The organism is Vulcaniibacterium tengchongense, from assembly GCF_003814555.1.
Taxonomy (GTDB): Bacteria; Pseudomonadota; Gammaproteobacteria; order Xanthomonadales; family Xanthomonadaceae; genus Vulcaniibacterium; species Vulcaniibacterium tengchongense.
In genome coordinates, this window is sequence record NZ_RKQN01000004.1 from 153,701 (window position 1) to 167,536 (window position 13,836).

A 13,836-nucleotide genomic window follows, 5' to 3' on the forward strand; every position below is an offset into this window, starting at 1 on the left:
CTCAACCTCCTATGGCGGATGCAGCCTCCGCCCGGTGCGAGGGACCGCGGCGCGATTCGGCGTCGATCTCCGGCGGCCATTTCACTTCCGGTGCGAAGCGCATCGCGATGTAGTGGCCGATGCCCATGGGAAACAGCAGCCAGAAGGCCAGCAACGCGACTATCGAGTTCAGAATCCATTCCGACGCCGTCATCTGCGCGCGTTCTTCCCGTCCTTCCTCCGTTGGGTCCAGGAAGCGCAGGTACTCGAAGAAACTGCGCCGGAAGGTGACCTCCTGCCGCCGGGGCGGGTACACCGGCAATCCCTCCGGACCGTGTTCCATGTACGTCCGGCAGTAGGCCCAGGCATCGTATAGCTCTGCTCTGGTCGGATGGTTGCCTTTCAGCTCGAACCGGTCCACCACCTCGTTCGTGCCCGGCTTGCAGCTCACCAGCCACAGCGAGAAGCGTTGGATGTACGCCTTGCCGTTGAAGCCCGCCTGCCGATGCAATTCGGCCTGCAGGGTGTCCCAGTCGAACACCTTGACGGTGGTCGGCCACTTCTTGAACGGGTTCATGCCGTAGGCATGCTCGTAGACGTAGACCTTGCGTTGAGTGCGGTTGAGACGGACAGGACGATCCCGAGGAATGGACAGATCTGTTTTTAAAAGAAGAAAAGCTATCCATACACCCATCGCCGCCAACAATGGCGAAATCGCCAACGGAACTATCAGATCTGGCTCCAAAGGAAATAGAACCAGACATATCATTACGACAAAGAAAATCAGCCCGGCAACGCTCACCAGTCCGAACGCTATGCCCAATCCCCGCATCAGCGTCGATGCCCGGGAAATTTCGAGGCAAATCGCATCCATCGCATTGACATCGCCGTGCACCATCTTCGGCGCGCGATCCAGCGGCGCATCCCGCTCCGGAAGGTCCTCGTACCAGTGCGGATGCTCGGGCACCCGCTTCGACTCGCCTTTCGCCATGGTCAGTCTTCGTCTCTCAGTTCCACGCTCGCGCGCGCGCTGCGGTCGGCATAGTCCGGCCAGTAGTCCAGCCGCAGCCGCGCACGCTGGAACCTGCTCCGCTGTACTTCCACCGAATCCCGGATCACCCACGCACCGTCCTCGTAGGTCTCGGTACCCTTATCGAAGCCGCGAAACCAGTCTTCCGATTCGTCCCGCGTGAGCCCACCGAAAATACCTCGGTTGGGCGCCGCCTGCACGTACAACGTAGGCGGAGGCACGCGGTGACGCCCCCCCAACGTCACGTATTCGCGTCGCGTCTCCTCGTGCTGCGCATACAGCCGCCACTCGTATGCGCCCCGCTCTTGCTCAAACCCGAAGATGCGGATCTCCACGTCGATCCGTTCGTAGCCGCTGATCCGCTCGGCGATGCCCAGCCAAGCGTCGCTGAAGCTGATCTTCGCGGAAAGCCCGACGAGGATCGCATTCAACGCGGCCAACTCGTCGGATACCTGCGCGTCGGTCCACTTTCCTTCGCTTCGCGCGCCTTTGCCGAAGTAGCAGCGGTCCAGCCAGATTTCGGCTTGCGTGTCTTCGGCATTAAGCGCCATCCAAGTGGAGATAACACCAAGAGCAATCAAAGCAAGAGCGATGCCGAAGGGGCCTAGCAAAACCGATGAGCCTGCGAGAACGGCCCCTACACCGAATGCAGCGCCAAAGAAAAATGCGGCAGTGGCCAGCGAGTACCAGACTGATGCATCTCTATCCCCGCTCTTCCGGGTACGTGTCGCCGCAAACCCCGACTGCACCGCATCGACTGCCGAGGCGCCTGCAGCAAGCACACCGCCCACCTTGATTAGGTGCTTGCCGATATTCTTGCCCGCCGCATCCATTGCGAACCCCAGCGTCTCGAGCGAGGCGCCCACGACGCCCACCGCCGGCGACAACACCGCCAACTGCGATTCGATGCCGCTGCTGCCGAGCGTGCGGTCCATGCTCTTGATCGAGTCGCGCAGCGACCAGCCCTGGAAGAACAGCGAGCCGGCCGCCAGGATCAGGTTGCCGCTGCCGGCCACCCGCAGGCTCCTGGTCGCCACGTTGCGGCCCAGCTGCGCCAGTTGCCGGGCCGAAAGGCGCATGCCGGTCCGCAGGCCGGCCAGGCGGGCCGCCGCCTGCTCGCTGAGCAGGACGGCGCCCAGACGTATCGTGCGCCATTCGGTCGACACCGTGGCCGCAAACGCGCTACCCGCGCGCGCGACATCGTCGGCCGCCGCCGCGGCCTGTCCAGCCAGGCCGCTTGCGGCATGGCTCACGTCCTGCAGCCCGCCGGCGATCTGCCGCTGCAAGTCCTCCGCCTGCTCGAACGACCAGACCAGCACTTCGACGACGGTGTCCCGGACTTTCGGATCGTCGATCCTGAGCAGTCCGGCTTTCAACAGCGAGCGCACCTTGCGCCCGGCCTGGTCGACGAACTCCTGCGCGACTTGCCCGATCTGGTCCGCCTTGCGGAACGCGAGTTCGGACAGCAGGCTCTGGTACTCGCCGACCGTCATATGCACGCGCAGCAGCGTCGTCTCGACGTTCTCGTAGAGCAATACCGCGCCCTGCTGTGCCCGCAGCGCCACGTCGCGCGCGCTTTCCGCCAATTGCCCGCCCGCCTTTTCCAGCGAGACCTCCACCCGCGCCAAGGCCCCCGTCAACGCCGTCTGCAGGCTGGCCACGGCGGCCTTCACGGCCGAAGACAGGTGCGGCTGGACTTCGTCCGAGCCCGCAATGCCGCGGAGGGTGTCGTAGAGCTTGTCGCCCTTGTTGAGGTTGCCGCCCTGCGGCATCAGGTGTTCGACGATGCCCTGATGGTTGAAGAACAGCGCGCGGTAGACCGGATTGGCCGGATCGTCCGGGCGTCCTTCCAGCCACTTCTTCCAGACGGCGAGGCTCTTGTCGCCGGCTACGCCGCCTGCCAGGCAGGCCGCGTAGTCCTGAGTGAAACGGGCGCACTCGGCTGGCGCCTGCCGGTCGTAATCGTCGAGCCAAGCCTGCCAGGACGGGTGTTCGGCCCAGGCCGCCCAGTCCGCGTCGCACATCGCGGTCTGGTCGGCGAAGGCTTTCATCACCTTGTCGTAGTTCGATTGGAACGCCGCTCGTGCGGCTTCGTCGTAATGTTGGGCCAGGTCTTCCCAGATCCGGCGGCTGTCCGCCGCGGCGCGCTCCGCGCGCGTGGTGGTGTAGGTGTTGTTCGGGTGATACATCGGCACCGGCCCGAGCACCGGAATCGACTCGGTCACCCGGTCGGGAATGCCCCGCTTCTGCTCATCCTGGGTCCTGGCGGCCAGTGTGCTTTGCTCGATGACCTTCTTCAGGCCCAGGATCGACTGCGAGACCGTCAGGGGCCGGGCGACGCGAGCGACGTAGTTCTGGGCGGTTTCGACGCTGTGCGCCCGGCTGGCATCGAGTTCCTGCACGATTCCCATCGCATCGTGCAGGACGACGGCCGCCACTTTGTGCGCTTGGCCGCGCGATTGCTGATAGCAACGAGCGTACTCCTGCAGGGCCTGCGCCTGCCCCGCGCGTGCCCCAAACCCGTGTACGCTTTCCCATACGAACCGATTGCTCGGCACGTCGCCCACTGCGGTGCTGACGTAGGCTTGCCGGGCCGTGGGCGTCTCGCCTTCTCCTATGAACTCTTCCACCCATCCGCTCAAGCGGCGGGCGGCGCCCTCGTCCAGGGCGAACGCATCCTTCTCCCCATCGGGGTTGCTGTCGAGCTTGGCGACGTCGAAACGCTGCATGCGCGCGGCTGGCGCCTTCTCGCGTTGGGCGCGGACCGCGGAGCTCCAGCGCGCGGTGCTGAACGCAAGCCAGACCACCGGCGTCCGCTTGGGGTCGCGGATGTGGATGAAGCTCGCGGGGATGTTGTCTCCCGAGCGCTTGCATTGCGCCGACATCTCACGGCCGGCCTTTTCGTCGATGTCGTCCGGATCGGCCAGGAGCCGCAAGTTGCCTTCCGGCGTCACCGCGTAGACCTGCCATTGTCCCGGCCGGTTCAGATAGACGTACAGGTATCCCTGCCTCAGTGTACGAACGGTATAGAAGTGCCTCTGCATCCTCGGCACTTCGCCCAACGCGCTCTCGCGTCCGCCGAACAGGGCTTGCGGCGAAACTTGGCCGCGCCGGGATTCGAGGTAGTTGGGAATGGCCGCATAGCGCAACGGCAAGATGGGAACGCCTTGGCGCCCGCAGAATGGGCAGCCTTCGACGCTGCCCGCCGCCACGTTCCGGGCCGCGTTCGCATTGGCGCGTATGGCCCTGGAAGCCGCGCCGCCTTGGCGGGCGACAGGATGGGAGACCGCCATGTCATTTGCTCCTTCGATGATTATCCGCGGGCGCCGTGGACGCGGAGACCGCCGCCAATTGGTCGAGCACGTGATCCGGCAAAGCCGTCAGGCCGTCCGTAAGCGCGGCGTCGCCTTTCCGGGCGGCATCGATGCACGCCGCCACGGCAGGATGGGCATGCCATCCGGGCCGCAGCAGCATTTGGTTGGCCGCGAAGAAGATTACGTCCTCGATTTCGCTCAAGCCTTGCCCGTAAGCGGCGCGGAGCGCGTCATCGGCCTTGATCTCGCAATCCGAGGGAATCGCCTGCCCTGCCTTTGCCAGGGTCAACAGCACTTCCCTGGCGCGCCGCACCCTGGCCTGGGCCAGCCAGAAATCGGCGCCGGGAAGATCGGACGTGTGCGACGCATCATGGAGCGCCGGCTTGAGTTCCTGAAGTTGCCCGCGTCCATCGACGAGAAACCAAGAATGGACCACGCCGAGCCAACGGCTCAACCAGGACGCAGGCGCCAGATGCCGCGCCAGCATCAAGCGATGCGGCTCGAAGAGCGCAAGTACTTTCCTTTTGCGCGACGACGGGTCGCTCATCACCATGCCGCGTTTCAACTGCGCGGCCACCTCGGTTTCGGGGGCATCGGCGACCAGCCACCCGCAGACGTAGGCGCCATTGATGCTGACGCTCCGCTGCCTGGCGCATTCGAGCGTCGATTCAAGCAGGGCCTCGTCCGGATACCCTCGATCCCGGGGCGTCCGCAGCGTCAGCAATCGGGGGTGGAGGCTCGGTTCCGACAGGAGGTCGTCACGCGCGACCGCCGTCAGTACCGGGCGCGACGGTCGCTTCGCGATCCGCTCAATGTGCAACTCGTGATACGAAGCCACCGGATGATTCGGGTCGAGAAGCGCCAACACCCTGCTGCCGGGGCGCGCCTCGATGCATTCGATCAGTCGTTCGCGCAGTTCGTCGAGCATGTCAGGTCTTCCACTCGCATGACTCGAGCTGCCCTTGGGCCAGTACGATCTGCTCGCCCTTGGTGCCTTGCGGCCCCGTCCACTCCTTCCTCGCCGCCTTGAACTCGACCCTCCCCGGCGCGCCCAGTTCGATGTCGCCGCCCTGCAGCCTCAGGTAGGCGCCCGCGGCGGTCGCCAGCACGTGCGTGCCGGCGGCGATGTCCACCTCCGCCTGCACGCTCGCGAGCGTCACGGTCTTCTGCGCGGCGACCCGCGCCTGGTGGGCGTGCGCGCGCGCGCTCACCTTGCCCTGCGCGGCGTGCAGCGCGATGCCGCGCTCCTGGTTCGGCCGGCCCGCCGGCGCCTCGCCGCCCTGCGTGTACAACACCACGCCGCCGGCTACGGCCAGCACCGCCTCGCCCTGGCTGGCCCAGTTCACGTCGAAGTCGGCGCTCAGTACCGTCTGCGTGCCCGAGACCCAGACCTGGTCCGCCGGCGTCACCCCGACCACGCCCGCCGCGCCGCTGGCGACCACCAGCGGCGCCGACCAGCCCGGCGCTTCGCCTTCGCCGCCGCCGATGCCCTCGCCCGGCGCGCTGCCGCGCTGGGTCGCCGCCAGCGCCTCCTGCACGCGCTTCAACGCGCCGTGCGCGGGCAGCTCCGGCGGCTCGTCCGGCAGGGACGCCTGTTGCTGCCGCGCCGCCTGCTGCAGGCCCTGCAGCCGCTGTTCGCCCTGGCCCAGTTGCGCCTGCGCGCCGGCCGCGCTCAGCTGCTGCCGCCCCGGCTCGGTGCTCAGCAGCAGGCCCGCGCCGGCGCGGACGGCGCCGCCGGCCTGCGTGCTCAATTCGGCGCCGAACCCGCGCTCGCTGCTGCGCACGTTGTCCTGCCCGCCCTTGTGGTGGCCCAGGCTCAACGCGCTGTCGTGCTGGGTCGTGGCCGCCTGCACCCGGCCCTGGCCCGGGGTGTCGTCCAGGCGCAGTTGCGTGTAGCCGCCGGCACCGTGCTGGCTGTCGGCCAGTTGCTGGGTCTTGAAGCCGGTGAACACCGCCGGGTGGCCGTTGCCTTCGAACCAGGCGGCGGCGTTGCCGGTCGCGCTGGCGCCGCCGCCGGCGACCTGGTTGTGCGGGGCATCCGCCTGGCCCTGGCCGTTGTACACCGCGCCGATCACCACCGGCCGGTCGATGTCGCCTTCCAGGAACGCGACCAGCACCTCCTGGCCCTTGCGCGGCACCAGCACGCCGCCCCAGTTGTCGCCCGCCCACGGCGCGGCCACCCGCACCCAGGTCCAGGCGCCCGCGGTGCCCGGGGCGTTGTCGTCCCCGGACGGATGCGCCAGCCGGCTGCTGGCGTCGCCGCCGCGCTGCCACGGGAACTGCACCTTGATGCGGTGGTCGCGGTCGGTCTGCACCGGCGCGCCGTCGCTGACCACGATCGCCGTCTGCGTGCCGTGCACCCGCGGCCGGGGATGCAGGCGCAGGCCGTCGCCGTCGCGGCTGCGCGGGCGGTACGGCAGCGCCGCCGGCAGGGCCACGAAGCGGTTGCGGTAGAAGCCGGCCTCGGCGTCGCCGTCGGCCAGTTCCGCAGCCACCGCGCCGCCGGCGGCGGTCGTCGCGGGCGCCAGCCCGGCCAGCGCCGCGGGCAACGCCGGGGCGGCAAGGTCCACGCGGCCCAGCGCCTGCTCGACTTCGGCCTGGATCCGCGCGCCCAGGTTGTTGCGGGCGCGGTGCTGCACGCGCATGCAGTGGAACTGCGCCTGGGCCGGGTCGGGGTAGTGGTCGTGCTGCGTCAGCGCGAAGCGCGCGCCGGGGCGCAGCCGGCGCCAGCGGCCTTCGCCGTCGATCACGGCGCTGTCCACCTGCAGCGCTTCCAGGTGCTGGCGCGCGTAACGCTCGCCGGTGGCACGGTCCGGATAGGCGTACGGCCCGGCGACGTCGATGTCCTCCGGCACCACCGCGCCCCGCTGGCCGCCTTCCGCCTGCGCCGGGCGCAGGTCGAGCGTGCGGTAGTCCCAGCTGGCGCGGCTCAGCCGCCCGGTCTGCCAGCGCCGCGTGGCGCTCCAGCGCTGGATGCCGTCCTCGCGCTCGGTCGCGTCCGCGCGGTGGTAGCGGATCGGCCCGAGCTCGGCGAACGCGTCGTTGTGGTCGGCCAGCACCAGGGTGTGCGCGCCGAAACTCTCGCTGCCGGCGTCGCCCTGGTGCTCGAAGTGGTAGTGGATGCCTTCTTCCGCCAACAGCCGTTCGAGGAAGGCCAAGTCGGTCTCCTCGTACTGCGTGGTCAGGCTGCGCTTGCGGTAGACCGCGCGGTCCTTCAGGTCCCAGCGCCAGGCCGGCGCCAGCTTGCCCTGGCCGGCGTAATCGGCGAACACCGATTCGACGATCTCCACCACCGTCATGTCCTGGAACGCGAAGCTGTCCAGCCGCTGGCGCAGGAAACACAGCCACGGCTCGACCACCAGCCGGTAGCGCGCCAGGCCGCCGTTGCTGCCCAGCCGCTCGAATGCGGTCACGTGGCCGTGGAACGGCCGCAGTTCGTGCGCCGATTCGGCGGTCAGCAGCTCCAGCAACACCGGCTGGCCCAACAGCTCGGCCAGGTCTAGGTGCGCATCGGCGGACAGCGCGGTCAGCTCCAGGCGGAAGCCGCCGCCGTCGAGCGACTCGGTGCCGTCCAGGGTTTCGGCCACGAGGACCTCGGGGCCGAGCGGCGTATGCAACCGCAGCAGGCGGTTGTGCTGCTGCGGGCTCCCGGTCGCCGGACCGAGCAGTGTTGCGAGGACATCCATGGCGTTACACCTCCTTTGCCTGCGGCGGGCATGCCGGCGAATGCGCGAGCTTCCCGCCCCGCGCCGCGGGGACGAAGGCCGTCCCGGCGGCATCGCTGCCGATGGCCGCGGCGCGGCCTATGACGGGCTTGTCGGCACGCATCTTCGCCTCACTGGATCTTGTACTTGAACGCGCCCTTCTTGTCCGCCGACACCTTGATCCTCTCGATCGCGCCGCCCTCGGCCATGCGCGCCAGGACGTTCTCCGCGATCTCGGGCAGCAGGGTGCCGTTGAGGATGTGGTCGACGTTGCGCGCGCCCGAGTCGACCTCGGTGCAGCGCTGCAATACCGCCTCGACCAGGCTATCGTCCCAGTCGAAGGCGGCCCGGTGGTTGGCCTGGATGCGGTCGCGGATGCGGCGCAGCTTGAGCGCGATGATCTGCGCCAGCACGTCGTCCGGGATCGGGTAATAGGGCACGACCTTCAGCCGGCCGAGGAACGCGGGCTTGAAATGCTTCATCAGCGCCGGCCGCAGCGCCTCCGCCAGTTCGTCGGCCTTGGGCCGCTCCGCCGCCGGCTTGTTCAGGCAGGCCTGCATGATCTGCGCCGAGCCGACGTTGCTGGTGAGGATGATCAGGGTGTTGCGGAAATCGATCTCGCGCCCTTCGGCGTCGTCCATCGTGCCCTTGTCGAACACCTGGAAGAACATCTCGAGCACGTCGGGATGGGCTTTCTCGACCTCGTCCAGCAGCACCACGCTGTACGGGTTGCGCCGCACCGCCTCGGTCAGCACGCCGCCTTCGCCGTAGCCCACGTAGCCCGGCGGCGAGCCCTTGAGCCCGGAGACGCTGTGCGCCTCCTGGTACTCGCTCATGTTGATGGTGATCAGCTTGCGCTCGCCGCCGTAGAGGATGTCCGCGAGCGCGAGCGCGGTCTCGGTCTTGCCGACGCCGGAGGGGCCGACGAACAGGAACACGCCGCGCGGCTTGTTCGGGTCCTCCAGCTTCGCCGCCGCGGTGCGCACGCGCTGCGCGATCGCCTCGATCGCGTGGTCCTGGCCGATCACCCGCTCGCCCAGCATCGTGGCGAGATTGCGCACCACCCGGATCTCGTCCTTGACCATGCGCCCCAGCGGCACGCCGGTCCAGGCGCTGACGATCTCGGCCACCACCGTGCCGTCCACCTGCAGCGGCACCATCGGCGTTTCGCCCTGGAGCGCGCGCAGCTCGGCGATCAGGGTCTGCAGCTCGACCTGGCGCGGGTCGACCCCGGCCTTCGCCTTGCCGCTCTTCTTGGCGCGGGTCGCGACCGCCACATCCGCCTCGCCGTCGGCGGGCTCGGTCGCGGCCTCGGACGCGGATGCGGGCGCCGACTCCAGTTCGGCGCGCAGGCTCTGGATGCGCTGCGCCAGTTCGGCTTCCTGCTTGAGGCGGGCCTCGTTCTCGGCCAGCACCTTCCGCGCCTGCGCCTGCTGTTCGCGCAGCTCGGCCAGGCGGGCGTCGTGGGCGGCGCCGCCGGCGCGCTCGCGCTGCAACGCGTCGAGCTCGGCCTCGAGCCGCTCGAGGAACTTGCGGGTGTCCTCGATGATCGCCGGGGTCGCGCTCTGGCCGAGCGCCACCCGGGCGCAGGCCGTGTCGAGCACGCTCACCGCCTTGTCGGGCAGCTGGCGGCCGCTGATGTAGCGATGCGAGAGCCGCACCGCCTCGGTGATCGCCTCGTCGAGCACGCGGATGCCAAAGTGCTTCTCCATCAGCGGCACCAGGCCGCGCAGCATGGCCGCGGCGATCTCCTCGCTCGGCTCCTCGACCTTGACCACCTGGAAGCGCCGCGCCAGGGCGGCGTCCTTCTCGAAGTACTTCTTGTACTCGCCCCAGGTGGTCGCGGCGATGGTGCGCAGCTCGCCGCGCGCGAGCGCCGGCTTCAGCAGGTTGGCGGCGTCGTTCTGCCCGGCCTGTCCGCCGGCGCCGATCATCGTGTGCGCCTCGTCGATGAACAGCACGATCGGATGCGGGCTCTTCTTGACCTCGTCGATGACGTTCTTCAGGCGATTCTCAAACTCGCCCTTGACGCTGGCGCCGGCCTGCAGCAGGCCCATGTCGAGCACGTGCAGCTCCACCCCCTGAAGGACGTCGGGCACGTCCTTCGCGGCGATCCGCAGCGCCAGGCCCTCGACGACCGCGGTCTTGCCCACGCCCGCCTCGCCGGTGAGGATCGGGTTGTTCTGGCGCCGGCGCATCAGGATGTCGATCACCTGCCGGATCTCGGCCTCGCGCCCCACCACCGGGTCGAGCTTGCCGTCGCGGGCGCGCCGGGTCAGGTTGGTGGTGTACTGATCCAGGGCGGGCGTCTTGGACAAGCCGCCGCGCGCCGCCGCGTCGGCGACCTCCGCGGCCGCGGCTTCGCCGTCCTGGGGCGCGCCGCCGGCATCGGCGAAGCGCACCGCCTGCGGCTCCTCCTCGGAACCGGCGGTGAGCTTGGCGAACTCGTGCTTGAGCTCCTCCTTCTTGATCTGCGCGAACTTGGCCGACCCCCGGTAGGCGAGTTGCGACAGCGAAGGCTCGATCAGCAGCGCCAGCAGCAGGTGCCCGCTGCGGATGCGCGTGGTCTGCGAGTCCAGGGAGGCGATCAGCCAGGCGTGCTCGAATAACGTCGGCAGATGCGGCGAGAACACGGGAGTGCGCGTATTCCCATTGCGGAACCGGCCGATCTCCGTCTCCAGGTCGCGCCGGAGCGCCTCCAGCGGGATGCCGCTGCGCTGGGCGATCAGCGCGAAGTCGCTGCGCGGCTGCTCGACCAGGGCCAGGAACAGATGCTCCAGGTCGACCTCGTAGTGCCCCCGCTGCATGCACAGGTTGGCGGCGCGCTCGGCGGCCCGCCGGCAGGTGTCGTCGAGCTTTCCGATGAGGGTCTTGAGATTGATGCTCATGCGAAGCGGTCCGTGCGCACGTTGGCGAAAGAGGTCATTGCAGGGTGTGGATGCCGTAGCGGGTATCCGATCGCGGTTCGGCCGACGGCCGCGAGCACAGGTAGCCGTCCCAGCCCAGCCGCGCGCTGTTCTCGCCGTCCATGGCGACGCCGCGCACGTGTTCGGCTTTCAGGATCAACCGCACCTCGTACTCCAGGGCCGAGCCGGTCAGCAGGGTCAGCCATTTGGCCAGGGCGACGGAAGCGCTGCGGCCGGGCAGCAGGCTGTCGAAGTGCTCGCGGTCCAGCGGGCCGAACCACAGGCGCATGCGCAAGTCGCGTTGCCACACGCGCTCGCCGGCCAGCGCGGTCGACCCCAGGCAGGCGTTGTCCATGCCCAGGCGCGTGCGCTGCCGCTCCGGCACCGGGTACCACGCGCCGACGAACTGCTCCACCCGCACCGGCACCTGGAAATAGTCCGAAAGCAGCTGTTGCAGGAACGCGGCGGAGACCGGGTGCTGGCGGATGCCGCCGGCGTAGTGGGCGATCGCCTGGTCGAAGACATCGCCTTCACCGTCGGCCAGGCGGTCGCGCAGCGCCGGCAGGCCCACCCCGGCGAGGGCGAGCACCAGCGGCAGGAAGCGCTCGCGGCGGTCCAGCTCGTACTGCAGCGGCAGCCGGTACTTCTTCCAGGCCGCGTAGTGCAACGCCACCGCACGGGTCGTGAACACGTCGAAGAACGCGCGCGCCGCGCGGTCGCGCTGGTAGATCTCGCGATGGGCGATCTGCTCGGTGTAGTGCCGCGGCAACGCGCCGGCGTTGCCGAGCAGGCCGGTGAACGCCGGCGTGATGTGCACCTCGCCCAGCGCCTCGAGCTCGCCCGCCTGCGGCGCGGCGGCGTCCAGCGGCTCGCCGTCGCCGCCGTAGGCCTGCAGGCTTTCGATCTCGCTGGCCGGGAAGCCCAGCGACAAGCTGTTGCGGAAGCGCAGGCGCAACGGCACCGCGTCCGCGCTGCGCACGCCGCGCCGCACGAACAGCTTCTCGAGGATCCGCAGCGCCTGGAAGAACTGGAAGCGATACGGTTCCGCGAGCAACTGCCGGGCTACACCAGGATCGACTCGCCGCTGCGTGGTGGACATTGGATCAGGACCTCGCCGCCGTCGCTGGACAGCAGCGTGAGCTGGGTGAAGCTGTTGGCGTGCACGTACAGGCCGAAGAAGTGGTCGAGCACCCGCGCGAACGCGGCCAGCCCGGTGCCGACGAAGCCTTGTTCGTCGACCGTCAGGCGGATCTCGATGCCCCGGACCACGCTGGCGAAATGCTTGCCCGGCAGCCACGCGGTGGTCGGGCGGTGTTCCAGGCCGACGATGGCGTCGATCTGCCGTCCGGATACGGCGCTGCGCGCCAGGTCGTACAGGCGCAGCATCTCCTTCAGCGCGGGCAGGCCGCTCTGGGTGAGCGAGAGGTGGTTCAGCGAGAGGTGCGAGATCAGGCGCCAGTGCGCGCCGCGGCCGCGCTCGAAGCGCAAGGGCCGGCTGGGCTTGCGCAGCAGCGCGATCGTCCGCGCCGGGCTGCCGCCTTCCATGGTCAGGTCGCCGCCCTGCACGCCGTAGGCGAGGTGGGTGGGCAGGTCCCGGTTGCTGCAGGTCAGCTCCAGGCTGATCACGTCGGTCTGCGGCTGCACCGGGTCGAAGTCGAGGTCGACGAAGGACAGCTCCGTCTCGAAGCCCGGGCTGTGCCGGGCGACGTTCTCGTCGCGGTGGGCGATCCAGTAGTGGCCGGTGTCGTCGGGACTCTCGCCGTGGTGCAGCGAATAGAACGGCCGGAACTCGGTGACCTTCTCGCCTTGCGGGGTCTGGCGGACGCGCTTGACCGAATCGATCGAGTGGACTTCGTACGCGAACGCCCGGCGCGCGTCGGCGACCACCGGGTACGTCGCGGTGCGGTGGGTGACGCGGATCGGCTCGCCGTGCTGCGGAAACAGGTTGACCACCGGCGTGCAGCCCAGCAGGACGTTATCGACGCCCATCGGCTCGAGGATCCGCGCGGCCGCCGAGTCGGACGGCATGTCCAGCACCAGGTGCAGGGTGAAGCGCTTGCCGGCCTGCGCCTGCAACGGACGCAGGTCCAGATCGAAGAAGCCGAACTTCTCGGGGAACGCGAACAGCTCCGTCAGCAGCCGGTACGCCGGATGCGAGCGCGCCGGGAAATCGATCAAGGCCTCGTCGGCGGCGAAGCCGCACTGCTGCAGCAGCGGCTTGGGCAACGCATGCCAGCGCCCGCTGCCGGCCGGCTCGACATAGGCGGCGCACACGTTCAGCGCGAGCACGTCGCGCAGGGTCGCGCAGAACGAGGGCTCGCCCTCGGTGAACAGGCGCAGGCGGTCGATGCCCAGCTTCGGCAACGACGGCTGGTCGCCGAGCAGTTCGAACGTCAGCGCGATCTCGCCGCCGCTTCCGGGCGGCAGCGCCACGGCCATCGGCGCCTCGGCGACCGGCTTGAAGGCGGCGCCGGCAACCCGGATCGGCGCCAGCGTCACGTCGTAGCTGGTGCGCAGCTTGCACGCGACGCCGCGCACCGGCCGGGTATGCAGCAGCGTCCCGCGCGGAATGGTGACCGGCGCGCTGAGCTTGGCCAGCGCCGGCCCCGCGTCGAAACGGGCGATCGAGCACGCGGGGAAGCTGCGCAGGTAGTGCGGGTACAGCACTTCCAGCAGCGTCTCGGTGAACTCCGGGTAGTCGTCCTCGATCTTCTTGTTCACCCGCGCGGACAGCAGCGCGAACGATTCGATCAGCCGTTCGACGTGCGGGTCCTGGCTGCCGTCCGCCGACAACAGCAGGCGCCCGGCGATCTTCGGGTAGCGCTCGGCGAACTCGCGGCCGTAGCGCCGGAGGAAACCCAGCTCGCGTTCGTAGTAGGGCAGCAGGTCTTCCATCGCGGCCT

At 69.1% G+C, this 13,836-nt stretch carries 7 protein-coding genes; all 7 read right to left on the minus strand.

Annotated features, from left to right (window positions below; translation table 11 throughout):
* Nucleotide 1: 1 nt before the first annotated feature.
* On the minus strand, nucleotides 2-970 hold the full coding sequence (locus EDC50_RS13835; RefSeq protein WP_123771068.1) for a DUF6708 domain-containing protein: 969 nt from the start codon (nucleotides 968-970) through the stop codon (nucleotides 2-4).
* Nucleotides 971-972: 2 nt separating this feature from the next.
* On the minus strand, nucleotides 973-4,302 hold the full coding sequence (locus tag EDC50_RS13840) for a T6SS effector BTH_I2691 family protein (protein ID WP_123771069.1): 3,330 nt from the start codon (nucleotides 4,300-4,302) through the stop codon (nucleotides 973-975).
* 1 nt (nucleotide 4,303) lies between these two features.
* Complete coding sequence (locus tag EDC50_RS13845; RefSeq protein WP_123771070.1) at nucleotides 4,304-5,251, minus strand: hypothetical protein; 948 nt, start codon at nucleotides 5,249-5,251, stop codon at nucleotides 4,304-4,306.
* A 1-nt stretch (nucleotide 5,252) separates the two neighbouring features.
* Entirely contained in the window at nucleotides 5,253-8,009 is a 2,757-nt protein-coding gene (locus EDC50_RS13850; RefSeq protein ID WP_123771071.1) for a type VI secretion system Vgr family protein, read from the minus strand.
* A 149-nt stretch (nucleotides 8,010-8,158) separates the two neighbouring features.
* Nucleotides 8,159-10,915 (minus strand): type VI secretion system ATPase TssH, encoded by a 2,757-nt coding sequence (gene tssH, locus EDC50_RS13855; protein ID WP_123771072.1) that lies wholly within the window; start codon nucleotides 10,913-10,915, stop codon nucleotides 8,159-8,161.
* A 34-nt stretch (nucleotides 10,916-10,949) separates the two neighbouring features.
* Nucleotides 10,950-12,032: a type VI secretion system baseplate subunit TssG gene (tssG, locus tag EDC50_RS13860; protein ID WP_123771073.1), complete on the minus strand. Its 1,083-nt coding sequence runs from the start codon at nucleotides 12,030-12,032 to the stop codon at nucleotides 10,950-10,952.
* Nucleotides 11,996-13,828: a type VI secretion system baseplate subunit TssF gene (tssF, locus tag EDC50_RS13865; protein WP_123771074.1), complete on the minus strand. Its 1,833-nt coding sequence runs from the start codon at nucleotides 13,826-13,828 to the stop codon at nucleotides 11,996-11,998. Before tssF ends, tssG begins: the two co-directional genes overlap by 37 nt.
* Nucleotides 13,829-13,836: the final 8 nt, after the last annotated feature.